The organism is Thermoflexus hugenholtzii (genome assembly GCF_018771565.1).
In the GTDB taxonomy this organism is placed as follows: Bacteria; Chloroflexota; Anaerolineae; order Thermoflexales; family Thermoflexaceae; genus Thermoflexus; species Thermoflexus hugenholtzii_A.
In genome coordinates, this window is the sequence record NZ_CP076326.1 from 51,834 (window position 1) to 75,209 (window position 23,376).

A 23,376-nucleotide genomic window follows, 5' to 3' on the forward strand; every position below is an offset into this window, starting at 1 on the left:
GGAGAGATCCGGGCTGCTTGTCCTCCCCTCACGCCGCCGGCTCCAGATCCCGGGCGAAAGGCTCCGGGGAGAGCGGGTAACCGGTGGCGAACACCATCAGGGTGTTCCAGTCGACGGAGCGTCCGGGCCGGAAGTAGCGCCGGATCAAAAAGGCCCCCGTCTCCGGCGAGGCGATCCATGCCTCATCTTCCCCGATCCGCGCCCGCAGCGTCATCAGCAGCTGGGAGGCCGCCAGCTCCCCCAGCAGATAGTTGTGGTAGTAAACCGGCGCGATGCTGAAGTGGATCTTCGCCGCCCAGTCGGGCGCATCCCGCCCCTCCGGGCGCCGGACCATCTGGAACTCCTCCACCAGGTCCCACCACAGGCGGTTGAGGTCCTGCCGGGGGTTCTGATACAGGGCGCGTTCGAAGTGAGCCATCACCAGCACCCAGCGGGTGAAGATCAGCAGCTTGGCCCGGTGGCGCCGGAGGGCCTGAGGCAGCACCTCCCGAAGGGTTCCCTCTTCCAGGCCCAGGTAGCGCCGCAGCCAGGCCGGGTGATGGATCAGGCGGCCCATCAGCACGGCGATGGCCTCGGTGGAGAGGATATGGGCCGGCGTGCGCAGCAGGAAGGGGAGGTCCCGGTCGATGTATTTGTCGTAGACCGCATGGCCGAGCTCGTGGAGCATCGTCTCGGCCCAGTAGGCGTCGGGCTGGAGGTTGGCCAGGATCCGCACGTCCCCTTTGCGGTCGATGTGGATGCAGTAGGCGTGCTGCTGCTTTCCCTCCCGCTCGTAGAGATCGCTGCGGGCCAGGATGTCCTCGATCTCCAGCCCGATGGCCGAATAAAAAGCCCGCGAGAGGGCCACCGGATCGCGGCCCTCGAACAGGCGGCTGATCCCATCCCCGGCTTCCGGCGGCTCCTGGAAGAAGGGATCGCTGTAATGCCAGGGGCGCAGGTCGGCGACCTCCACGCCGAACCGCCGGGCCAGCTCCGCGTCCAGCTCCGCCTTATAGGCGGCGAACAGGGGGCGGGTCAGCCGATCCAGCTGATCGAGCAGCCGGAACAGCTCCCCCTCATCCTGCTCGGCCAGGGCCAGGCTCATGGTGTAGAAGTTGTCAAAGCCCACCTGGCGGGCCCCTTCGTTGCGCAGCTCCACCAGGCGGAGCAGCCGTTCGGCCACCTGCGCCCCGATCTGCTTGCTGGCCTCCCAGGCCTCCCGCCGCAGGGCCAGGTCCTCGGAGGTCCGCAGGATCTGGCGGATCTGGTTGTCGGTGACCGGCCGCCCCCGCAGGGTGGCCCGGAAAGTGTTGAAGGCGCCCTCGACCTCTTTCTCCAGCTCGGTGATGGCATCGATCAGGGCGGGGTCGATCTGCAGGCCGCGGAAGTCGTCATAGAGGATGCGGGCCTGGCGGGCGAGCAGAGGGGGGACCTGGGGGTTCGGGGTGAAGACGCCGTCTTTGAGGAGCCCGGCCTCCTCCATCAGCCGGCGCAGCCGGGCGAAGGCCTCCCGGTCGGCGTAAACCTTGCGCAGCGCCGCGGTCAGCCGGGCGTATTCTTCCTCATCCTCCTTGCGGCCGGTGGTGGTGAACCGCCAGTAGGCTTCCGACTGGGCGACGACCAGCGGCTCCACCTGCCGGGTGTGGGCCTCGATGAACGCTTGCAGCGCATGGCTCACGGTTCCGCTCCCTTTTCTATGCGTTCTCCGGATGCTCCATGGGGCGAGGGCGCCGCACCCAAAGGACCAGCACGTCGCCCTCCGGCCAGCGCTCCACCCGGGCGGCGATCACGTCCGCCCAGCGCCGTTCTCCGGACGGGGCGGGGAAATCCAGCTGCACCGGGCGTCCCTCCCCCCAGGCCCGACGGCAGCGCTCCAGCATCTTCTCCCCGTTGAAGGTCCGCATCTGGCACACCGCCACCGGCTGGGGCGTGGGCCCTTCGTAGATCGAGAACGCCCAGACCTCCCGGGCAGGTTGAAATTGCGGCGCCGGCCCTTCCACGACAGTGATCCACTCCGGCTCCATCCACCGCATCCTTCCCCCACCCCCTTTCGGATCTTCCGATTTCCATATCCGGTTAAAACATTTTACCACGGCCTGCAGGCCCATTTCTGACGAAGGGAACACCTCAGTGCCTGGAGCGTGGGACCCCCTCTCCGCCCGCAGCCTATCGCGGCTCGGAGGCGGGCTGTGGGGCCGGGGCGGGCGCATACCGCAGCACCAGGTTCCGGGCCGCCCGGGCCTCGTCCAGCCGGCGGACGGGGGTGGTGTGCGGAGCCCGCTGCAGCCGTTCGGGGTCCTCCCGGGCTTCCTCGGCGATGCGCCGCATCGCCTCGGCGAAGGCGTCCAGGGTGGCCTTGCTCTCGGTCTCCGTCGGCTCGATCATCAGGGCTTCGGGGACGATCAGCGGGAAGTAGTTCGTCGGCGGGTGGAAACCGTAATCCATCAGCCGCTTGGAGATGTCGAGGGCCCGGATGGGGGTGCCGGGGATCTTCCCCATGATCACAAACTCGTGCTTGCAGAGCCGGTCGTAGGGCACCGGGTAGATCCCCCGCAGCCGCGCGAGGAGGTAGTTGGCGTTGAGGACCGCCGCCTCGGAGACCTCCCGCAGGCGCGGGCCGTGCATCCGAATGTAGGTGTAGGCGCGGACGAAGACCCCGAAGTGGCCGTGGAAGGCCCGCACCCGGCCGATGCTCCGCTCCGGCCAGACGAACGTGTAGAAGGGTTCGTCCGGCCGCACCGTTCGTTCCCGATCGATGGCCACGATGGGCCCGGGCAGATAGGGGGCCAGCCGCTCGCTGGCCCCGATGGGGCCGGCCCCGGGGCCGCCGCCGCCGTGGGGGGTGCTGAAGGTTTTGTGGAGGTTGTAGTGCATGACGTCGAAGCCCATCGCGCCGGGCTTGCAGATCCCCATCAGGGCGTTCATGTTGGCCCCGTCCCCGTAGATCAGCCCCCCGCAGCGATGGACCAGGTCGATGGCCTCCAGGAGGTTCTCGTCGAAGAGGCCCAGGGTGTTGGGGTTGGTGATCATCAACCCCGCCACCGTCTCATCGCACTCCTTCCGCAGGGCGTCCAGGTCGATGTTCCCACGCCGGTCGGAGGGGATGTTGACCACCCGCAGGCCCGCCATCGCCGAGGAGGCGGGGTTCGTGCCGTGGGCCGAGTCGGGGATCAGCATCTTGATCCGCTTCTTCCCCTCCCCGCGGTCCCGATGGTAAGCCCGGATCATCAGGATGCCGGCCAGCTCCCCCTGGGAGCCTGCCGCCGGCTGGAGGGAGACCGCAGCGAACCCCCCGATCTCTTTCAGGAACTCCTGCAGGTGATACATCAGCGCCAGCGCGCCCTGCACCGTCTCCGGATCCTGATAGGGGTGCAGGTGGGCGAAGCCCGGCAGGCGGGCCATCTCCTCGTTGATCTTGGGGTTGTATTTCATGGTGCAGGAGCCCAGGGGGTAAAAGCCCTTATCGACCCCGTAGTTCATCTGGGAGAGCCGGAGGAAGTGGCGGACGACATCCACCTCGCTGACCTCGGGCAGCGGGAGATCCGCCCGCTGGAACCCCTCCGGCAGAGGGGCCTCGGGCACATCGGGCTCCGGCAGCTCCACCCCGCGCCGGCCGGGGACCGAATATTCAAAGATCAAGGGCTCCGTCATCGGTTCACCTCCCTAACCTGTAGAAGCCGCGACCTTCGCGTCATCGAAGACGGAGGTTCGGCACGTAAGCCGAAATTCATTTCGGCATCTGGGTTGTAGGAGCGGCTTCAGCCGCGACCCTTATGCCATCAAAGGCCGAGGCCCTGGGTGAAAGCCTCTCCTGCAGCCGTGATCTCCGCGCCATCGAAGATGGAAAGTTCGGGGCGAAAGCCCCTCCTCGGCATCCTTCTGCCGGATCGGCTTCAACCGCGGCTTTGTCCTTCTCCGCCGATCTCGCCCAGGGCCGTCACCAGGGCGTCCAGCTCCTCCCGGGTGTTCATCTCCGTGGCGCACAGCAGCATATGGCCCTCCAGCTCCGGGTAGGCCCGGCCCAGGTCGTAGCCGCCGATGATCTGATAGTCCTCATAGAGGATCCGGTTGATCTCCTCCACCGGCCGGGGGGTTCGGACCACAAACTCATGGAAGAAGGGCTGCTCCGTCCACACCTCGTAGCCGGGGAGGGCGGCGATGCGCCCGGCCAGGTAATGGGCCTTGTGGTAGCAGAGGGCGGCCACCTGGCGCAGGCCGTGCCGGCCCAGGGCCGAGAGATAGATCGTGGCCGCCAGAGCCATCAGGCCCACGTTGGTGGTGATGTTGCTGGTGGCCTTCTCCCGGCGGATGTGCTGCTCGCGGGTGGAGAGGGTGAGCACATAGCCCCGACGGCCCTCCAGGTCCACCGTCTCCCCCACCAGGCGCCCCGGCAGCTGGCGCACGAAGGCCATCCGGGTGGCCATCAGGCCCAGGTAAGGCCCGCCGAAGCTCAGGGGGATCCCCAGGGGCTGCCCCTCGCCCACCACGATGTCCGCCCCCCAGGACCCCGGGGGTTCGAAGAGGGCCAGGGCGATGGGGTTGATCACCGCGATCAGCAGCGCCCCCGCCCGGTGCACGCGGTCCGCGGTCTCCCGCAGGCGGGCCGGCGGGAGCACCCGGCCCAGGAAGTCGGGGTAAGGGATCACCAGGGCCGCCGTCTCCCCATCCAGACGGGCCTCCAGCGCCTCCAGCACGGCCAGCGGCTCCCGCAGCTGCTCCCGGGTCCAGCCTTCATCCCCCTCCAGGCGGACGTCCAGGTGCTGCACGTAGGTGCGGACCACGGCCCGGTATTCCGGATGGATGGTGGGGAAGAGAAGGATACGGGGCCGCTCGCCCCGGGTTAGCCGCAGGGCCATCAGCACCGCCTCCGCCAGCGCCGAGGAGCCGTCGTAATGGCTGGCGTTGGCGACCTCCATGCCGGTGAGGGCGCAGATCATCGACTGGAACTCGAACATCGCCTGGAGGGTCCCCTGGCTGACCTCCGGCTGATAGGGGGTGTAGGCGGTGTAGAACTCGCCCCGGCGGAGCAGCTCATCGACCACGGCGGGGATGAAATGGCGGTAGGCACCGGCCCCCAGGAAGCAGGCATATTGGCCGGCGTGGGTGTTGGCCTCCGCCAGGGCCTCCAGCTCCCAGCGGGCCTCCAGCTCGGTCAGGGGAGGAGGGAGGTTCAGCGGAGGGAACCGATAGGCTTCCGGGACATCCGCGAAGAGGTCCTCGATGCGCTCCACGCCGATGACCCGGAGCATCTCCTGACGCTCTTCCTCAGTGTGCGGGATGAACCGCATCGGCGCCTCCGGAACACGATGATCCCGCGCGAGGAACTTCGGGGTTGCGCGGAGGAAGATGGGCTCAGTGCGCGCGAGCTTCGCAGTGAGCCCGGTAGGCCTCCGCGTCCATCAGGGTCTCGTATTCCGCCGGATCGCTGGGGCGGAACCGGATCAGCCAGGCCCGCCCGTAGGGATCCTGGTTGACCCACTCCGGGTTCTGGACGAGCTCCGTGTTCACCGCGGTGATGGTCCCGCTCATCGGCATGTAAAGGTCGGCCGCGGCCTTGACCGACTCGATGGTCCCGAAGACCTCGCCCTTGCGGAAGGTGCGGCCGACCTCGGGGAGCTCCACGTAAACCACGTCGGAGAGCTGGCTCTGGGCGTAATCCGTGACACCGCAGACGGCTTCGTCGCCTTCCAGGCGGACCCACTCGTCGGACTCGGTGTAGCGGAGATCCGGCGGGATGTTCATGGTGACCTCCGGCGCAGAGGATCCATCTGTCTTCATTCTAAGCGGATGGGCAGGCGAGGGCAACGGGGGTCATTCCGGCTTGCAGGCATACGCGGTGAAGAGATCGCCCAGGTTGATGTAAACCGGCAGGCGTTCCAGCCGCGCGGCCCGGACCAGCCGGCTCAGCAGCGCGCCCAGGGTTGGGAAGAGGGCGCGGACCCGGGTGGCGAGGTAGCCCAGGCGCAGGTAGCGGCCCTCGGCGGCGGCGTGGTGGAAGCGGAACCCGGCTCGCTCCAGCATGTGCTGCAGGGTGCGCCGGGAGAAGTAGTAAAGGTGCATCTCCATCAGCCAGGGCCACCGCGGGCCCAGCAACCGGGCGAAGGGGCTCTCGATGTCCATCGTATGGATCACCACCCAGCCCCCCGGCTTCAGGATGCGATGGATCTCCCGCAGCTCCCCCATCGGATCGCTGAGGTGCTCGATGACGTCCCACATGGTGACCACATCGAACCAGGCCTCCGGGAAAGCGGCCTCCCGGAGGGTGCCTTCCACCACCCGCAGCCCCCGGGAGCGGGCGACCTCCACGGCCCATCGGGAAGGCTCTACCCCCCAGGCCTCCCAGCCGTGGGCCTGGGCGATCTCCAGGAACACGCCGACGTGGCAACCCACATCCAGCAGCCGTCGGCCCCGGCCGGGTCCGAGGAGCCGCTCGATGGGCCGGAGGTGCCGCTCGAAGGTCAGCACCCGGCCCTCCCGCTCCAGGACATACAGCGGGTCCTCCATCGCCCGATAGGTTTCCGTGATCTCCGCCGTCTCATAGCGGGGGTTGGTGTAGACCAGTCCGCACTCCAGGCACTGCACGATGGGCGGATGGATGCCGTAGCCGTCGCTGGTGCACCGGAAGTCCGGAGCCCGGCTTCGCCGGCGGTCCAGGGTGCTGGGGAACCGCAGGCGGGCGCGGGAGGAGCCGCAGAGGTTGCAGGCCACGAACTCCATCGAAGCCTCCAGGGTTATCCGGCGATCCGGTCGCGGGCGAGCCGGAGGACGGTGCCCAGGGCCCGCCAGATCTCCCGCCGGGAGATCTTGGACCGCCCGTAGCGGCGGTCCTGGAAGCGGATGGGCACCTCGGCGATGCGGAAGCCGGCCCGCTGCGCCCGGTAGGTGATCTCAATGAGGAAAGCGTAGCCCTCGGCGCGGATGGTCTCCGGGGCGATGGCCTCCAGGACCTGGGGGCGATAGCAGCGGAAGCCGGTAGTGACGTCGCGGGGGGTCAGCCCCAGCACGAGGCGGGCGAACCCGTTGGCCCCTCGGCTCAGCAGCCGGCGATACCACGGGCTGTCGATCACCTCCCCGCCGGGGACATAACGGGATCCGATCACCAGGTCCGCCTCCCGGCTTCTGGCGAGGAGATCGGGCAGGTGGGCCGGATGGTGGGAGAAGTCCGCGTCCATGGTGAGGAGACGGTCGTAGCCCCGAGCCCGGCCGAAGCGGAACCCGGCCACGTAAGCGGTCCCTAAGCCCAGCTTGGCCGGCCGATGAATCACGTGGATCCGTGGATCCGCCGCGGCCATCCGGTCCACAATCTCCCCCGTCCCATCGGGGGAATGATCGTCCACGACCACCACCTCCAGGTCCAGGGGGAGGCTCAGGATGGCCCGGATGAGGGCCTCAATGTTCTCCCGTTCGTTATAGGTGGGGATGATCACCAGGCTGCGCACCGGCTCTCGCTCCTTTCCTTCAAGAGGGATGGGCAGGGGCGTGGGATGCGATCAGGATCATCCGCTGTTTGCGGATGATCCATCCATCTGAGCGGCGGAGGAGGATCTCTGCGGCTTCGGGGCCGCCGGAGGCGGCGAAGGCGCGGGCTCGGGCGGCGGCCGGGCCGTCCGGGGGCACCGGCGCCCACCAGCGCTCCCAGGGGAGAAGCTCCTCCACGACCTCCAGAGCGCGCACCTGCAGGCCGGCGGCCTTTATCCGGGCTTGCCATTCCTCCCGACTGAGGGCTTGCATGTGGGAGGGATCCCGGATCCGTTCCAGCTCGTTCAGGAAGCGGGCGGCGGCCGGGTCGGAGGGGGCGATCATATCCACCAGGCCCAGCCGTCCGTTCGGGGCGAGCACGCGGGCCATCTCCGCGAGGGCGCGGGGGAGCTTCGGGAAGTGATGGGCCGCCCGCCGACAGGTAACCCACTCGAAGACCCCATCGCGGAACGGCAGGGCCTCCGCGTCACCGATCACGAAGAAGGACCGGGGGAAGGGATCGGCCTGGCGCCGGAACTCCCGGGCCATCGCCGGGGTGAGATCCAGGCCCACCACGGCCTCCACGTATGGGGCCAGGGCGAAGGCGGTGTGCCCGGGGCCTGTCGCCACGTCCAGCAAACGCCCGTGGCCCTGAGGTTGAAGCATGGCGATCAGCCGCTGCAGATCCTCCCCGGAGCGATGGGAGACGCTCTCGGTGTAGGCCGGGGCATAACGGGAGAAGAAGTCCTCCGCCCGCTCTTTGGGATCCATGGCCTCCTCCGAACGCGGATGCGCTTCTATCATAACGCGGAAGATCCGGAGGGCGTTCCAGGGGAGGACGCCAGGGATCCCCACGCCTCCGTTCCGGTCGACGCGGGGCATGCCCCGATGGCCGAATGTGACCGCCGCATCCTTTTTCGCTCAAACGACTTGACAGAAAAACCTGCGCGTGCTACATATATGGACAAACCCCGGAAGGCGTGGGCCGCCGATGCGGATTGGGATCCGGCATCCACCGGCTGGCGCGAGGGGCGCTCCGCGGTTGCGGATCGCGCAGCGGGTGGATCTCATCTCCTCGATGAACACCTGTATCTGTCCTGAGCGGGGGCAGAAGGGGGCCGCCCGCTTGGGACGCGCGCCCCGCTGAGCGGAACCGACCTCCCTCTGCCCCCGCTTCTCCGCTTCCGGTCAACCCAACCTCCCTCCCTCTACCGGTTCTGTTCTCCCTGTCGTCAGTTGCCGTTTTCAATCCGCCAGGGGTGAGCGGAGAGCAGAACCGAAGGGGAGCCTAAGAGACCACCTTGGCGGAGGTGATCTTCCCTTTACAGGGAAAACGGATCCCCTTCGGGGGGAGGGGGATAGAGAAGTTGTTCTCCCAACCCGCCTGATTCCAAAAACTGAGCTTCAGGAGGGACCTGCCATGGCGACGTATGCGGATCCGCAGGCTTTGGTGGACACCGAGTGGGTGGCCCAGCACCTTCAGGATCCGAAGGTGCGGATCGTGGAGGTGGATTATGACCCGGCCAGCGCCTATCATCTGGGCCACATCCCGGGCGCGGTGCTCTTCGACTGGCGGAAGGATCTGAACGATCCAGTGCGGCGGGACATCCTGAGCAAGGAGGCCTTCGAGGCCCTCAACAGCCGCGCCGGGATCTCCAACGACACCACCGTGGTGCTTTACGGGGATTTCCGGAACTGGTTCGCGGCCTTCGCCTTCTGGATCTACAAGTATTACGGCCATGCGGATGTGCGGTTGCTGAACGGCGGCCGCAAGAAGTGGATCGAGGAGAAACGCCCGCTCACCGAGGAAGTCCCTTCGTATCCCCCAACCACCTATCGGGCTCAGGACCCGGACGCTCGGCTGCGGGCGCATCTGCCCTACGTCCTGAACGTGCTGGGCAAGCGCGGGGTGGCCCTGGTGGATGTGCGTTCCCCGGCGGAGTTCACCGGGGAGATCACCGCTCCGCCGGAGTATCCCAACGAGGCGGCCCAGCGGGGCGGCCACATCCCCGGCGCGGTGAACATCCCATGGTCGAAGGCCCTCAACGACGATGACACCTTCAAGGATGCCGAGTCCCTGCGCCGGATCTATGAGGAGGCAGGGGTCACCCCGGACAAGGAGGTCATCACTTACTGCCGCATCGGAGAGCGCTCCTCGGTGACCTGGTTCGTGTTGCGCCATCTGCTGGGCTATCCCAACGTCCGCAACTATGACGGCTCGTGGTCCGAGTGGGGCAACACGGTGGGGCTTCCCATCGAGCGCTGAACGACAGAAGGGCTGGGCGGGCGCCCGGCGCTCCCGCCCAGCCTTTGCTCCTCGGTAGTGGGAGGTGGGCATGGCGCGGGTGGTGCGGACGGTGGATCTGCGGGCCGGGGTGGAGCTGTGCACGGATTCCCCGATCGGGCGGGTTCAGCAGGCCCTGGCTGGCCTGGGGCTGGAGGAGGCGGTGGCGGTGTGGGTGAAAGGCTACGCCGACGAGTTCACCGTCACCGCGTGGGCCAAGCGGAACGGCTATGCGGTCCTGGAGGTGCACCGGGAGGGCGAGGAGGCCCGCATCCTGCTGGGGATGTCCCCTTGAGTTGCTTTGGATCGAGGTGACGCCCCTGGTTTCGAGCGATCACGAGCCATCCAGAGGATTGCATGAGCTGTTTCATCTGTGAGGAACATTGCCCGGTGGGCTGACTGTAGACTGTATGTCAGCCCGGAGCGAAGCCCATTGCATGCGATATGGCCTTTCCCTGAGGAAACAGAAAGGAGGGATGGGGATGAGCGAGATCGATGAGCTGTTGCGCCGCAACGAGGCCTACGCGGCCTCCTTCGACCAGGGTCACCTCCCCGCCGCTCCCTCCCGGCGGCTGGCCATCGTGACCTGCATGGACGCGCGCATCGATGTGCACCGGATCCTGGGCCTGCGGGAGGGGGAGGCGCACATCCTCCGCAACGCCGGAGGGGTGGTCACGGAGGATGTGATCCGTTCCCTGACGATCTCCCAACGCCTGCTGGGCACGCGGGAGATCATGCTCATCCATCACACGGACTGCGGCATGCTGACGTTCCGGGATGATGATGTAAAGGATCGCATCCAGGCGGAGATCGGGATCCGGCCGCCCTTCGCCTTCGAGGCCTTCTCCGATCTGGAGGAGGATATCCGACAATCCATCCGGCGGCTTCAGGCCAGCCCCTTCCTGCTCCATAAAGACGCCATCCGCGGCTTCATTTACGACGTGCGCACCGGCCGGCTTCGCGAAGTTCCCATGAATCCCTAACCCTTCCAGAGATGAGCGATGGCGCTCCGGGGGCTCGACCCCAGCTTCTATCCGTCCCCTCGGCTCACCATGCAGGCGCCCCCGGAGCGCCCGGCCGATGTGGCGACGGTGAACCCGAACCCGGATGGGCGGCCCGATGCCCTTGCGGTGGTGGATGTGGATCCCCGTTCCCCCACTTACGGGCAGGTGGATCAGCGGTGAAACAAATGACGATGCGCTGCGGGGTGGTATGCATGGACCGCCGGCCTGATCGCCCGGGTCATGGATGAGGGCAGTCCCTTGGCCCTTCTCCGACAGGCCGGGGTGAACCTGGACCTCCTCGGGGCGTTCGCGTTGATCGGCCCGGCGCTGCGGACATTTTTTGGATGAAGGACCTCTTTCAAATTCAGAGTCCCCGTGCGGGGCTTGCAGCCTCCCCCCAATCTTGTTCCGCTGCGCACGAAAGATTGACGCTCCCTCCCTTTGTGGTAAAATGAACAAAAGGTTCCCGAGGGGGATATCGATGTCGACGGGGACGTTGCTGGAGTATGTGCCCATCGGGATGTTGCTCCTGATCGGGCTGGGGATCGGGGGCGTGGCCCTGGTGGCGCCGGCCCTGCTGGCTCCCAAGCGGCCCAGCCGCCGCAAGCATCTCCCCTATGAGTCCGGCATGCTCCCCATCGGGCCGGCCCAGCGTCGCTTCCCGGTCAAGTTTTACCTCACCGCCCTGCTTTTTATCCTCTTCGACATTGAGATCATCTTTTTCTACCCCTGGGCCCTGCAGGTGCGGGCGTTGCGGACCCTGGCCCTCGTGGAGATGGGGCTCTTCGTCCTGGTCCTGCTGATCGGGTATGTCTACGCCTGGCGGAAAGGAGCCTTCGAATGGGAGCGGTGAGCGAGCCTTTGACGGGATACAGCCCTTCGGCGCCGGGTCAGAAGAACGGGGAGATGGGGGTGGCTTTGACCACCCTGGAGGAGGCCCTGGAGTGGGTGGCCGCCTGGGGGCGCACCCGGGCGATGTGGCCGCTGCTCTTCGGCCTGGCCTGCTGCGCCATCGAGATGATGGCCACCCAGGCCAGCCACTACGACCTCTCCCGCTTCGGGATGGAGATCATGCGGGCCTCCCCCCGTCAGGCGGATCTCATGATCGTGGCCGGGCGGGTGAGCCGGAAGATGGCCCCGGTGGTCCGGCGGCTCTACGATCAGATGACCGAGCCCAAGTGGGTGATCGCCATGGGCGATTGCGCCTCCACCGGCGGCGTCTTCAACAACTACGCCATCGTCCAGGGGGTGGATGAGATCATCCCCGTGGACGTCTACGTCTCCGGCTGCCCCCCGCGCCCGGAGGGCCTGATCGACGGCATCATGCGGCTTCACGAGAAGATCCGCCGGGGGAGCCGATCCCGCTGATGGGCGATCGAGGGGCTCCCACCGGCCATGCGCAGGATGTTGCCTGACCCCTGGGAAGAGGAGGACGGCGGTGCCTATCCCTGAGGTGATCGAGCGGGTGCGCGCGCGGTTCGGCGAGGCGGTTCAGGAGGTCATCGAGTTCCGGGGAGAGACCACCCTGGTGGTCCGCCGGGAGGCCCTGGTGGAGATCTGCCGCTTCCTGCGGGATGATCCGGCGTGCCGCTTCAATTTCCTGTCCGACCTGTGCGCAGTGGATTACTGGCCGGAGCGTCCCCGCTTCGCGGTGAACTATCATCTTTACTCCCTCCCGCACAACCTCCGGCTGCGGGTGAAGGTCTTCCTGGAGGAAGAGGACCCGGTGGTCCCTACGGTGACCGGGATCTGGCCCACGGCGAACTGGCACGAGCGCGAGGTCTATGATCTCTTCGGCATCCGCTTCGAGGGCCACCCCGACCTGCGCCGCATTCTGTTGCCGGAGGACTGGGAGGGGCATCCCCTGCGGCGGGATCACCCGCTGGTGGTGGAGCCGGTTCAGTTCTCCTTCAACTGGCGGGAGATCGACGCCCGCAAACCCTACGCGCGGGAATGAGAGGGCCGGCCATGGCCATCCGGGAAGGTGAGGTTCAGGCGTTCACCCTGGAGCAGCTGAAGCATCTGGTCTCCGAGCGCGCCCTGCGCGGGGAGACCATCCTCCTCAACGTCGGGCCCCAGCATCCCAGCACCCATGGCGTGTTGCGCCTGCTGGTGGAGCTGGACGGGGAGACCATCGTCTCCGTGGTCCCGGACATCGGGTATCTCCACACTGGCATCGAGAAGCACTGCGAGTCCAAAACCTACACCAAGATCATCCCCCTCACGGATCGCATCGATTACCTCTCCCCGATGTCCAACAACCTGGCCTACGTGATGGCCGTGGAGAAGCTGATGGGGGTGGAGGTCCCCCTGCGGGCCCAGTATATCCGGGTCATCCTGACAGAGCTGCAGCGCATCGCCAGCCACCTGGTCTGGCTGGGGACCCATGCCCTGGACATCGCGGCGATGAGCGTGTTCCTGTATTGCTTCCGCGAGCGGGAGATGATCCTGGATATCTTCGAGATGGTCTCCGGCCAGCGGATGATGGTTTCTTATTTCCGGGTCGGCGGGCTGTGGCGGGACGTCCCTGAGGGGTTCGAGGAAGCGGTGCGGGCTTTCCTGAAGATCATGCCGGCGCGGATCAACGAATACGAGCGTTTGCTCAAGAAGAACCCGCTCTGGCTCCGGCGGACGAAGGGGGTGGGCGTGATCTCCCCGGAGGACGCCATCGCCTGGGGCGTCACCGGCCCCTCCCTGCGGGGCTCCGGGGTGAACTACGACGTCCGCAAGGCCCAGCCGTATTCCTCTTATGATCATTTCGAGTTCGATGTGCCGCTGGGGGAGAACGGGGATGTCTATGACCGCTTCATGGTGCGCATCGAGGAGATGCGCCAGAGCCTGCGCATCATCGACCAGGCCCTGCGGCGTCTCCCCAAGGGTCCTTACATCACCCCGGACCGCAAGGTGACGCCGCCGCCGAAGGAGGAGCTGGCCTGGAGCATGGAGGCGCTGATCCATCACTTCAAGTTCTGGACGGAGGGCTTCAGCCCGCCGCCGGGCGAGGTCTATCACGCCGTGGAATCCCCGCGCGGGGAGTTCGGGGTTTACATCAACAGCGATGGCTCGCCGAAGCCTCGCCGGGTCCATTTCCGGGCTCCTTCCTTCGTGAACCTGCAGGCCCTCCCGATCATGGCCAAGGGATGCCTGGTGGCCGATCTCGTGGCCATCATCGGCAGCATCGACATCGTGCTGGGGGAGGTGGATCGCTGAGGGGACCGGTTCGCCGGCCTCTCCTCAAGTCAGGAGGTGAGGGATGCCGGAGGTGGTGATCCGCGGACGCCGCATGTTCTACGAGGAGCACGGGAGAGGGTTCCCGGTGCTGTTTGGGCACAGCTACCTGTGGGATGCCCGGATGTGGGAGCCCCAGGTGGCCGTCCTCTCGCGGGCCTACCGCTGCATCGTGCCGGAGATCTGGGCCCACGGCCGCTCAGACCCTCCGCCGCATTCGCCCTACTCGGTGGATGAGCTGGCGGAGGACATGTGGGCTTTCGCCCAGGCCCTGGGGCTTTCCCGGTTCGCGGTGGTCGGCCTCTCGGTGGGCGGGATGTGGGGGATGCGCCTGGCCCTGAACCACCCGGAGGCCGTCGCCGCCCTGGTGCTGATGGACACTGATGCGGGGGCGGAGCCGGAGGAATCCCGGCAGCGCTATTTCGCCATGATGGCCGCCGTGGAGCAGGCCGGGGCGCTCCCTCCGCCCATCCTGGAGGCGCTGGTGCCCTTCTTTTTCTCGCCGGTCACGGTCCAGCGGGACCCGGAGCTCATCGCCCGGTTCAAGGCGGCCCTCGCGGCCATCCCGCCGGAGCGCCTGCCGGGGATTTTGGCCATCGGGCGCGGGATCTTCAGCCGGACCTCGGTACTGGAGCGGCTGGGGGAGATCCGGGCGCCGACCCTGGTGGTGGTGGGGGCCGATGATGTCTCGCGACCCCCTCATGAGGCGGAGCGGATGGCTCGGGCGATCCCGGGGGCGCGCCTGGAGATCATCCCGGAGGCCGGGCACATCGCCAACCTGGAGCGCCCGGACGTGGTGACGCCGCTGCTGGAGTCCTTCCTGGCCCAGGCTCTGGGGGAGGGCGCCCGATGAGCGGGCAGATCACCGATCGCTACGCCCGGCAGATCCTGGACGCCGCCCGATCCCTGATCGGGCCGGAGGCCTATCGGGATGCGCTGCGCAAGGCCGGGCTGACGCGGTATGAGGAGGCCTTGCCGCCCCTCAGCCCGGAGCCCGGGATCACCTTCGAGGAGATCTCCGCCTTCTGCCAGGCGATCCGGGAGCGCTTCGGCCCGGATGGGGGGTGGATGCTGCGCCGGATCGGCCATGAGGTTCTCCAGCGGGATCTCCAGGCCTACGGCTGGGTGGCGAACCTGATCCGGCTGGTCTCCGGGATCCTGCAGGCACCCCGGGAGCGGGTTTACAACGCCTGGCAGCGGGCCGCCGCGGTGGTCCGCACGGAGACCGGCTCCTCCCCTCAGGTATGGCGGGAAGGGGACCGGGTTTACTGGGAAAACCCCTCCTGTCCTTACTGCGTGGGGGTGAGTTGTGCGGAGCCTTGCTGCGATCTTCCCGCCGGCGTGCTCGAGGCCCTCACCGCCTGGGTCCTGGAGCGGCCGGTGGAGGCGATTCGGGTGATGGAAGAGTCCTGTCGCGGCCGCGGGGAGCCGGCCTGTCGATACCGGGTTGAATGGTGAGGGGGGCAGGGCCTCGCGTGAACGTGCCCCTGCGAGCCGGGTTTCCCACTTCGGATCGAGGTGGAAGGGATGCTTCGGGAGAAATACGCGCAAGAGATCGAGGCGATCCTGGCGAAGTATCCGGTCAAGCGCTCGGCGGTGCTGCCGTTGCTCTACCTGGTGCAACGGGAATACGGCTACTGCACGGAGGAGGGCATCCAGGAGGTGGCGGAGATCACCGGGGTCAGCCCCACGGAGGTCCGGGAGGTGGTGGGCTTCTACACTCTTTTCTATGACCACCCCATCGGACGCCATTTGATTCAAATCTGCGACGATCTCCCCTGCGCGTTGCGGGGCGCGGAGGATCTGGTGGCCCATGCGACGCGCCGTCTGGGGGTGCGTCCGGGCGAGACCACGCCGGACGGCCGGTTCACCCTAGAGACGGTGATGTGCATCGGGGCGTGCCATCGTGCGCCGGCGATGCAGGTGGACCTGGAGTTTGTGGAGAACGTGACGCCGGAGGTCTTCGATCGGATTGTGGAAGATCTCTCCCGGGATGGGATGTGATGGGGCGCTATATCCTGTTGCGGCATCGGGAGATCCCCGACCTCCACCGGCTGGAGGTGTATGTCCGCCACGGGGGCTATGAGGCCTGGCGGAAGGCCCTCACGGCCATGACCCCGGAGCAGGTCATCGAGGAGGTGAAGGCCTCGGGCCTGCGGGGGCGGGGCGGGGCGGGCTTCCCCACCGGGATGAAATGGTCCTTCGTGCCGAAGGATGTTTTCCCCAAATACGTGGTGGTCAACGCCGATGAGTCCGAGCCCGGGACCTTCAAGGACCGGGAGATCATGGAGGGGAACCCCCATCAGTTGATCGAGGGGGCTCTTCTGGCGGCTTACGCCATCCAGGCGGAGCGGGTCTACGTTTACGTGCGGGGGGAATACCGTTCGGTGGCCCGTCGGCTGGAGGCGGCCATCGCCGAGGCTTACGCCGCCGGCTTCATCGGCCGCAACGTCCTGGGCACCGGCTACTCGGTGGAGATGTTCGTCCACCTGGGGGCCGGGGCCTATATCTGCGGGGAGGAGACCGCCCTTCTGGAGTCCCTGGAGGGGAAGATCGGCCACCCTCGGGTGCGCCCGCCCTTCCCGGCCACCCACGGCCTCTACGGCAAGCCGACGGTGGTCAACAACGTGGAGACCCTGGCCAACGTCCCGCCCATCATTCTCCACGGGGCGGCCTGGTATCGGGCCATGGGGACGGAGAAGAGCCCGGGCCCCAAGATCTTCTGCCTGAGCGGGCGGGTGCGCCGGCCCGGAAACTACGAGGCGGAGCTGGGCAAGATCACCTTCCGGGATCTGATCTTCGGGGAGGAATACGGGCAGGGCCTCCTGGAAGAGGGGCGCGCGGTGAAGGCCATCCTCCCCGCCGGGGCCTCCGCCCCCATGCTGCCTCCCTCCGCCCTGGACACGCCTCTGGATTACGAGTCCGTCCAGGCCGCGGGCTCCATACTGGGCTCGGCCTCCATCATCGTCCTGGACGACACGGTGGACATCGTCTGGGCGGCTTACAAGATGATCCGCTTCTTCCAGCATGAGTCCTGCGGCAAGTGCACGCCGTGCCGGGAGGGGACTTACTGGCTGCGGCGGGTCTACGAGCGGATCGTCGCCGGGCGCGGGCGGCCGGGGGACGCTGATCTTCTGGAGAGCATCGCTCGCCAGATGGCGGGCAAGACCCTGTGCCCGCTGGGGGACTTCGCCACCAGCCCGGTCCTCTCCAGCCTGAAACACTTCCGGAAGGAATACGAGGCCTACCTCCGGCGCACGATCGAGGCGCCGGTGGGAGCGCCTGCATGAGCGGGGGCCGTCCGCGGATGGGGAGCACGAATACACGGGAGAAAGGATAAGAGCGATGGCGATCGCTTCGATCCAGCGCGGCGGCTGGAGGGGACGATGCCTCGGGCGTCTTTCGCATGGAGCGGGGACTTAACGGAAGAGGAGATCCGGCGAATCCTTCGCGAGGGGGATCCGGAGGAGCGGGCCCGGCTCATCGGGCGGATCGTCTCCGAGGCCCCCTTCGAGGAGATCTGGCGATATGTCACGCCTGCTGAGATCGCCGCGAACTGGCCGGTGGTCCGCCGTTACATCTGGCCGCCGGACCTTCGCGAGATCTGGGAATGGGGGCTCCGTGTCTGGGGATATGAGGTCGCTTCTGACGCCCCTTCAGGAGAGGGTGCTTAAAGCGTTCTTCGCCATGCCCCTCTCCCGGGGGTTCGTGCTGACCGGTGGGACCGCGCTGGCTGCCTTCTACCTGTTCCATCGGATCAGCGAGGATCTGGATCTTTTCACGCCGAACCCGGAGGATATGCAGGATGTGGAGCGTGGGGTGAGCGACATCGCCCGCCGGGAAGGGCTGACGGTGGAGCTCGAGCGCCGCTCGCCCTTTTTCTGTCGCGCCTTCCTCTTCGAATCCAGGGATCAGCCACCTCTCAAGGTGGATCTGGTGTATGATCCCGGACCATGGTTTGGCTCCCCCATGGAGTGGGAGGGAATACGGGTGGATTCTCTGGAAAACATCGCGGCTAACAAAGTGACGGCCCTGATGAGCCGTGGCGAGATGCGGGATTTCATCGATCTCTACTTCATTTTGAGGGAGACGGATTTGGATTTCGATCACTTGCTGATCCTGGCTCGTCAGAAGGATCCGGGACTGAGGGAGTTCTATCTGGCGGGCTTCATTTATCAGCAACTGAAACGAATGCGGGCCCTCCCGCCTCTCCTTAAGCCTCTGGATCTGGAGGACTTCCGACGGTTCTACACCGATCTGGCGGAGGCGCTGGCGCGCCGCTCCAGGCCGGATGGTCCTGGAGGACGCGAGGGACGATCAGACATCCCGGCGCGATACCCTTTCGCGTCGAACTCGCTGATGAGGGATGAAGGATGGCCGGAACGGTGCGGATCCTGATCGATGATCAACCCATCGAGGTGCCGGCCGGCACCCTGGTGGTGGACGCGGCCAAGCGGGCCGGCATCGACATCCCGGTGTTCTGCTACCATCCCAAGCTGGAGCCGGCCGGGATGTGCCGGATGTGCCTGGTGGAGATCGGGACGCTCCAGACGGACCCGAACACCGGCCAACCCCTCCGGGACGAGGAGGGGCGGCCGGTGGTGCGATGGATGCCCCGGCTTCAGACCGCCTGCACCACCCGCGTCGCCGACGGCATGGTGGTGCGGACGAACACCCTCCAGGTCCGGGAGGCCCAGCGGGCGGTCCTGGAGTTCCTGCTCACCAGCCATCCTCTGGATTGTCCGATCTGCGACAAGGGCGGGGAATGCCCCCTCCAGAACCTCACGATGCGTTACGGCCCCGCCGAGTCCCGCTTCGATTACTGGGACAAGATGCGCCAGGAGAAGCGGGTGCCCCTGGGCGATCTGATCATCCTGGATCGGGAGCGGTGCATCCTGTGCGGCCGCTGCATCCGCTTCCAGGAGGAGATCGCCGACGACCCGGTGCTGGGGTTCTCGGATCGGGGGCGGGGGATGGAGATCATCACGTTCTCGGATCCTCCCTTCGCCAGCTACTTCTCCGGCAACACCACGGACATCTGTCCGGTGGGGGCGCTGACCACCACGGACTTCCGGTTCCGCGCCCGGCCCTGGGAGATGACGCCCATCCCCAGCATCTGCCCGCACTGCCCGGTGGGTTGCAACATCACCCTGGACGTTCGGATCTCGGCCCGCAAGGGCGGCTGGGACATCCTGCGGGTGATGCCGCGCCAGCACGAGGAGGTCAACGAGATCTGGATCTGCGACAAAGGCCGCTTCGTCCATCACTTCGCCACCGCAGAGGACCGCCTCCGCCAGCCCCTGGCGCGGCGGAACGGGGAGCTGGTCCCCGTCTCCTGGGAGGAAGCCCTGGCGCGCGTGGCGGAGGCCATGCGGCAGGCGGGGGCCCGGGCGGCCGGGATCATTGGGGATCGCTTGCCGAACGAAGATCTCTACCTGTTCCGCCGGCTGTTTGCGGAGGTGCTGGGTTCCTCCTGGATCACGATGGACCCGCCGATCGCCGGCGCCGAGTGGGTGGCCCGCTACGGCGTGGGGGTGGGCACAGACTTCGGACGGATGGGCCGTGGGAGCCTGATCGTGGTGATGGCGGGCGACCTGGAGGAGGAGGCCCCGGTCTGGTTCCTGCGGGTCCGAGGGGCGGTGCGCCGCGGAGCCCGGCTGATCGTGGCCGGCGGCCGCCCGCAGAAGGCCGAGCGCTATGCGGATCCCATCCTCCGCTATCGATATGGGACCGAGGCGCTGGTGCTCATCGGGGCGCTTCGGGTGCTCTTCGAGGAGGACCGCATCGCCCCCGAGGCGCGGCCCCGCCTGGACGGGGTGGAGGCCCTGCGGAAGGCGGTGATGGGGTATTCCCTGGACGAGATCGGTCGGCGGAGCGGCGTCCCGCGGGAGGCCCTGCAAGCCTTCGCCCGGGCGGTGGCGGAGGCGCGGGATGTGGTGTTCCTCTTCGGGCGAGAGGGGGTTTTCGACGAGGAGGCCCTCGTCGGGCTGGCGGCGGATCTGCTGGCGTTGACCGGTCATGTGGGCCGGGCCCAGAACGGGCTGTTGCCCCTCTGGCCTCACGGCAACACCCAGGGGGCCCTGGACTTCATCGGCGCGCAGCCTCTTCCGGGGGAGGTTCCCTTCCTGTATGTGGTCGGCGCGGATCCCCTGGGGGATGGCCGCCCGATGCCGCGGGCGGGCTTTCTGGTCGTGCAGGACCTCTTCCTCACCGAGACGGCCCGCCTCGCGGATGTGGTGCTCCCGGCCCAATCCTGGGCCGAGCGGGATGGCACGTTCACCAGCGCGGAGCGGCGGGTGCAGCGGTTCTACAAGGCCATCCCGGCGCAGGGGGAGGCCCGGGCGGACTGGGAGATCTTCACCGCCCTGGCCCGCCGGCTGGGTGCGGGCTGGCTCTACCTCACCCCGGAGGCCGTGATGGATGAGATCGCCCGCGCTCTCCCCCGCTATGCCGGGATGGATTACGGGGCCCTGGCCTGGACCCGGCCCCAATGGCCGCCGGTGGGCACGTCGCGGGATCTTTACTTCGGCGGGACGGCGCGGCCGAACACCGGGGGCCTGGGCCGGGTCTGGCCGGCGGAGGCGGAGTCCCCTCAGGCCCGCTGGCCGCTGGCCTGGAAGGCTCCCGCTGTCCCCTCCGAGGAGGCGGTGCTGGTGGTGCCGGTCCGCCGGCTTTACGACGAGGGGATGCTGATCGCGCGCACGCCGCACCTGCGCAACCGGATGGTCCCGCCGGCGGCGCGGGCGCATCCGGAGACGGCCGCGCGGTTGGGCCTGCGGGACGGGCAACCGGTCCTCCTGCCGGTGAACGGGGGTAGCGTCCCGCTCCGGGTGGAGCCGGATGCCACGGTTCCGGCCGGGGTGATCCTGGCCCCGGCCTCCCGAATCGGGCGGACGGGCATCCTGGAGGGGCTCCCGGTGGCGTTGCCGATGGAGGTGGGAGATGGGGCCGTTTCTGCTTGAGGCGGCCATCAAGAGCGCGGTGCTGGTGATGCTCTTGCTCACCGGCTTCGCTTATCTCACCCTGGCCGAGCGCAAACTGGTGGCGGATTTCCAGGCTCGCATCGGGCCGAACCGGGCCGGGCCTTACGGGCTGCTCCAGCCCCTGGCGGACGCCGTTAAGCTGTTCTTCAAGGAGGATTTCGTCCCGACTTATGCGGATCGGGTCCTGTTTGTCCTGGCCCCCCTGATCACCCTGGCGCCGGCCATCATGATCTTCGCCGTGATCCCCTTCGGGCCGGAGCTCACCCTGTTGGGCTATCGGACCCGGCTGCAGCTGACGGATGTGAACGTGGGGGTGCTTTACATCGTGGCCATCACCTCCATCAGCGTTTACGGGGTCACCCTGGCGGGCTGGGCTTCGAACAACAAATACGCGCTGCTGGGGGGCATCCGGGCGGCGGCCCAGATGATCAGCTACGAGCTGGCGATGGGGTTGGCCATCGTCAGCGTGGTGCTGACCGCAGGCACGTTGCAGGTCAGCGGGATCGTGGAGTTCCAGCGCGGGGGATGGTTGATCTTCTATCAACCCCTGGCGGCGGTCATCTTCTTCCTCACCGGCCTGGCGGAGATCAAGCGGGCTCCCTTTGACCTGGTGGAGGCGGAGCAGGAGCTGACAGCCGGCTATCTGACGGAATACAGCAGCATGAAGTTCGCCCTCTTCTTCATGGCCGAATACGTCAAGATGATTGGCTTCAGCGCCCTGATGGCCACCTTCTTCCTGGGAGGCTATCTGGGACCCTGGGTGGATCTCTACCCGGCCCTGGGGGTGGTTTACTTCACCCTTAAGGTGATCCTGCTGCTCTTCCTCCTCATCTGGATCCGGGCCACGTTGCCGCGGATCCGCTACGATCAGCTGATGGGGCTGGGCTGGAAGGTGCTTCTGCCCCTGGCGCTGGCGAACGTGATGGGGACGGCGGTGGTGATCGCGCTGATCGGATGAGCCGGCAGACGGGAAGCGAGGTGAACCGATGGTGGCGGAGCTGTTGCGAGGTTTGCTGACCACGTTGCAGGAGTTCCTGCAGACCAACTTGCGGGGCCCGGTGACCTATCCTTACCCGGAGGTGCGGCGGCCCCTGCGCACGCGCTTCAAGGGGGTTCACGAGTTGCGGCGCTACAGCAACGGCCTGGAGCGCTGCATCGGCTGCGCCCTCTGCGCCGCAGCCTGCCCGGCCGACGCCATCTACGTGGAGGCGGGGGAGAACACCGACGAGGAGCGCTACTCGCCGGGGGAGCGCTACGCCCGGGTTTACGAGATCAACCTGCTGCGGTGCATCTTCTGCGGATACTGTGAGGACGCCTGCCCGACCAACGCCATCGTGCTGACGGATAAGATCCCGCCGGCCGGCTACACCCGGGAGTCGTTCATCGTGACCAAGGCGCAGCTGCTGGTGCCGCCGCCCCCCGGGGTCCCGGGCACCCCTCAGCGGACCACGGACCCGGCCCTGCGCACGCGCTCCATCTGGGAGGAGGGGCTGGTCAACGAGCCGGTGTGAGGCGGCGCTGCTTTCGACGGATCTCGATCCCGGGAGGCGACGTTGGGGGAGCTGATCGCATTCTATGTGCTGGCTGGGGTTGCGGTGGCCACTGCCCTGGCGATGGTCCTCACCCGAAACGCGGTGCACAGCGCCCTGTTCCTGGTGCTGAACCTGATCACCGTGGCGATCTTCTATTTGCTTCTGAACGCTCCCTTTGTGGCGATGGTGCAGATCGCGGTCTACGCCGGGGCGGTGATGGTCCTCTTCCTCTTTGTGATCATGATGCTCGGGGCGGAGCGGGTGGGCGGGGCCATCGGTCTGCGCACTCAGATCCCTCTGGCCGTCGGTCTGGGGATCGTGCTGGTCGGGGGGGCGCTGTTCGCTTTTCTCCAGGCGCCGGCCGGGCTGGCCCCCGCCGGGAGCCCGCCGGCTCCCCTGGGGGATCCGGCCGCCATCGGGGCGCGGCTGTTGACGACCCATGTGCTTCCTTTCGAGATCACCTCCATCCTGTTGCTCATCGCCATGGTCGGGGTGGTGGTGCTGGCCCGGGATCTGCGGTCAGGAGGCTGAGGGATGGTCACCTTGACTCATTATCTGGCCCTCAGCGCGTTGCTCTTCGGCATCGGGGCGGTGGGGTTCCTGATCCGACGGAACGCGTTGATCGTCTTCATGTGCGTGGAGCTGATGCTGAACGCTGCCGCTTTGGCCTTCGTGGCCGCCTCCCGATATCGCGGCCTGCTGGAGGGGCAGATGGCCGTCTTCTTCGTGTTGACGGTGGCTGCGGCCGAGGTGGCGGTGGGCCTGGCCCTGATGGTGGCCATCTTCCGCACCAAGCAGACCACCAACGTGGATGAGCTGCGCAGCCTGAAAGGCTGAGCGGCGAGATCCGCGGGATCGAGAGGATCCTGGGGCCGGACCCGGCCCTTTCACTTTGAAGCGGAGACGGG

At 67.2% G+C, this 23,376-nt stretch carries 27 protein-coding genes; 19 read left to right on the top strand and 8 right to left on the bottom strand.

The genetic code is table 11. The annotated features are described in order from the left end of the window. Positions 1-28: 28 nt before the first annotated feature. The 8 genes from KNN16_RS00255 to KNN16_RS00290 all read right to left on the bottom strand — a co-directional run bounded on the left by KNN16_RS00255 (position 29) and on the right by KNN16_RS00290 (position 8,208). A complete protein-coding gene (locus KNN16_RS00255; RefSeq protein WP_303897989.1) occupies positions 29-1,657 on the bottom strand; it encodes a M2 family metallopeptidase in 1,629 nt (542 codons plus the stop codon). 16 nt (positions 1,658-1,673) lie between these two features. Further along, positions 1,674-2,003: a hypothetical protein gene (locus tag KNN16_RS00260; protein WP_303897991.1), complete on the bottom strand. Its 330-nt coding sequence runs from the start codon at positions 2,001-2,003 to the stop codon at positions 1,674-1,676. Positions 2,004-2,145: 142 nt separating this feature from the next. Continuing rightward, entirely contained in the window at positions 2,146-3,630 is a 1,485-nt protein-coding gene (gene gcvPB, locus KNN16_RS00265) for an aminomethyl-transferring glycine dehydrogenase subunit GcvPB (protein ID WP_299282274.1), read from the bottom strand. A 242-nt stretch (positions 3,631-3,872) separates the two neighbouring features. Further along, positions 3,873-5,267 (bottom strand): aminomethyl-transferring glycine dehydrogenase subunit GcvPA, encoded by a 1,395-nt coding sequence (gene gcvPA / locus KNN16_RS00270; RefSeq protein WP_303897994.1) that lies wholly within the window; start codon positions 5,265-5,267, stop codon positions 3,873-3,875. Between the two features lie 64 nt (positions 5,268-5,331). Next, the gene (gene gcvH, locus KNN16_RS00275) at positions 5,332-5,721 is read right to left on the bottom strand and encodes a glycine cleavage system protein GcvH (RefSeq protein WP_299282279.1); all 390 of its coding nucleotides are present in this window, start codon (positions 5,719-5,721) and stop codon (positions 5,332-5,334) included. A 69-nt stretch (positions 5,722-5,790) separates the two neighbouring features. Beyond that, complete coding sequence (locus tag KNN16_RS00280) at positions 5,791-6,696, bottom strand: class I SAM-dependent methyltransferase (RefSeq protein ID WP_303897996.1); 906 nt, start codon at positions 6,694-6,696, stop codon at positions 5,791-5,793. A gap of 14 nt (positions 6,697-6,710) precedes the next feature. Next, complete coding sequence (locus KNN16_RS00285) at positions 6,711-7,418, bottom strand: polyprenol monophosphomannose synthase (protein ID WP_303897997.1); 708 nt, start codon at positions 7,416-7,418, stop codon at positions 6,711-6,713. A 19-nt stretch (positions 7,419-7,437) separates the two neighbouring features. Then, positions 7,438-8,208, bottom strand: coding sequence for a class I SAM-dependent methyltransferase (locus tag KNN16_RS00290; RefSeq protein ID WP_303897998.1), 771 nt, complete (start codon positions 8,206-8,208; stop codon positions 7,438-7,440). A 649-nt stretch (positions 8,209-8,857) separates the two neighbouring features. Between KNN16_RS00290 and KNN16_RS00295 the strand changes: the two genes are divergently transcribed. From KNN16_RS00295 to nuoK, 19 genes are all read left to right on the top strand, one after another. Continuing rightward, entirely contained in the window at positions 8,858-9,703 is an 846-nt protein-coding gene (locus KNN16_RS00295; protein WP_303898000.1) for a sulfurtransferase, read from the top strand. A 70-nt stretch (positions 9,704-9,773) separates the two neighbouring features. Continuing rightward, on the top strand, positions 9,774-10,016 hold the full coding sequence (locus KNN16_RS00300; protein WP_303898001.1) for a hypothetical protein: 243 nt from the start codon (positions 9,774-9,776) through the stop codon (positions 10,014-10,016). A gap of 187 nt (positions 10,017-10,203) precedes the next feature. Beyond that, positions 10,204-10,704, top strand: coding sequence for a carbonic anhydrase (locus KNN16_RS00305; RefSeq protein WP_303898003.1), 501 nt, complete (start codon positions 10,204-10,206; stop codon positions 10,702-10,704). Between the two features lie 18 nt (positions 10,705-10,722). Beyond that, complete coding sequence (locus KNN16_RS00310) at positions 10,723-10,905, top strand: selenium-binding protein SBP56-related protein (RefSeq protein ID WP_303898004.1); 183 nt, start codon at positions 10,723-10,725, stop codon at positions 10,903-10,905. A 301-nt stretch (positions 10,906-11,206) separates the two neighbouring features. After that, the gene (locus tag KNN16_RS00315) at positions 11,207-11,578 is read left to right on the top strand and encodes an NADH-quinone oxidoreductase subunit A (RefSeq protein ID WP_273091449.1); all 372 of its coding nucleotides are present in this window, start codon (positions 11,207-11,209) and stop codon (positions 11,576-11,578) included. Beyond that, positions 11,566-12,093, top strand: coding sequence for an NADH-quinone oxidoreductase subunit B family protein (locus KNN16_RS00320; RefSeq protein WP_322794804.1), 528 nt, complete (start codon positions 11,566-11,568; stop codon positions 12,091-12,093). The genes KNN16_RS00315 and KNN16_RS00320 overlap by 13 nt, the downstream gene beginning before the upstream one ends. Before the next feature lie 43 nt (positions 12,094-12,136). Then, entirely contained in the window at positions 12,137-12,682 is a 546-nt protein-coding gene (locus tag KNN16_RS00325; protein ID WP_366971950.1) for an NADH-quinone oxidoreductase subunit C, read from the top strand. A gap of 47 nt (positions 12,683-12,729) precedes the next feature. After that, positions 12,730-13,935 (top strand): NADH dehydrogenase (quinone) subunit D, encoded by a 1,206-nt coding sequence (gene nuoD / locus KNN16_RS00330; RefSeq protein WP_366971952.1) that lies wholly within the window; start codon positions 12,730-12,732, stop codon positions 13,933-13,935. 43 nt (positions 13,936-13,978) lie between these two features. Then, positions 13,979-14,806 (top strand): alpha/beta fold hydrolase, encoded by an 828-nt coding sequence (locus KNN16_RS00335; protein WP_299282308.1) that lies wholly within the window; start codon positions 13,979-13,981, stop codon positions 14,804-14,806. Then, the gene (locus KNN16_RS00340) at positions 14,803-15,411 is read left to right on the top strand and encodes a hypothetical protein (protein WP_299282311.1); all 609 of its coding nucleotides are present in this window, start codon (positions 14,803-14,805) and stop codon (positions 15,409-15,411) included. Before KNN16_RS00335 ends, KNN16_RS00340 begins: the two co-directional genes overlap by 4 nt. A gap of 69 nt (positions 15,412-15,480) precedes the next feature. Further along, positions 15,481-15,957 carry an NADH-quinone oxidoreductase subunit NuoE gene (gene nuoE, locus KNN16_RS00345; RefSeq protein ID WP_303898006.1) on the top strand — a complete coding sequence of 159 codons (477 nt, stop codon included), beginning with the start codon at positions 15,481-15,483 and terminating at the stop codon, positions 15,955-15,957. Further along, positions 15,957-17,243: an NADH-quinone oxidoreductase subunit NuoF gene (gene nuoF / locus KNN16_RS00350; RefSeq protein ID WP_303898007.1), complete on the top strand. Its 1,287-nt coding sequence runs from the start codon at positions 15,957-15,959 to the stop codon at positions 17,241-17,243. The genes nuoE and nuoF overlap by 1 nt, the downstream gene beginning before the upstream one ends. A 96-nt stretch (positions 17,244-17,339) precedes the next feature. Continuing rightward, positions 17,340-17,627 (top strand): hypothetical protein, encoded by a 288-nt coding sequence (locus KNN16_RS00355; RefSeq protein WP_303898008.1) that lies wholly within the window; start codon positions 17,340-17,342, stop codon positions 17,625-17,627. Continuing rightward, complete coding sequence (locus KNN16_RS00360; RefSeq protein ID WP_303898009.1) at positions 17,620-18,351, top strand: nucleotidyl transferase AbiEii/AbiGii toxin family protein; 732 nt, start codon at positions 17,620-17,622, stop codon at positions 18,349-18,351. Before KNN16_RS00355 ends, KNN16_RS00360 begins: the two co-directional genes overlap by 8 nt. Next, positions 18,327-20,915: an NADH-quinone oxidoreductase subunit NuoG gene (gene nuoG / locus KNN16_RS00365; RefSeq protein WP_303898011.1), complete on the top strand. Its 2,589-nt coding sequence runs from the start codon at positions 18,327-18,329 to the stop codon at positions 20,913-20,915. Before KNN16_RS00360 ends, nuoG begins: the two co-directional genes overlap by 25 nt. After that, on the top strand, positions 20,896-21,894 hold the full coding sequence (gene nuoH, locus KNN16_RS00370; RefSeq protein ID WP_299282326.1) for an NADH-quinone oxidoreductase subunit NuoH: 999 nt from the start codon (positions 20,896-20,898) through the stop codon (positions 21,892-21,894). Before nuoG ends, nuoH begins: the two co-directional genes overlap by 20 nt. Before the next feature lie 28 nt (positions 21,895-21,922). Beyond that, a complete protein-coding gene (gene nuoI / locus KNN16_RS00375) occupies positions 21,923-22,447 on the top strand; it encodes an NADH-quinone oxidoreductase subunit NuoI (protein ID WP_088571314.1) in 525 nt (174 codons plus the stop codon). A gap of 42 nt (positions 22,448-22,489) precedes the next feature. Further along, complete coding sequence (locus tag KNN16_RS00380) at positions 22,490-22,999, top strand: NADH-quinone oxidoreductase subunit J (protein WP_273088002.1); 510 nt, start codon at positions 22,490-22,492, stop codon at positions 22,997-22,999. Positions 23,000-23,002: 3 nt separating this feature from the next. Then, entirely contained in the window at positions 23,003-23,305 is a 303-nt protein-coding gene (gene nuoK / locus KNN16_RS00385; protein ID WP_299282333.1) for an NADH-quinone oxidoreductase subunit NuoK, read from the top strand. Positions 23,306-23,376: the final 71 nt, after the last annotated feature.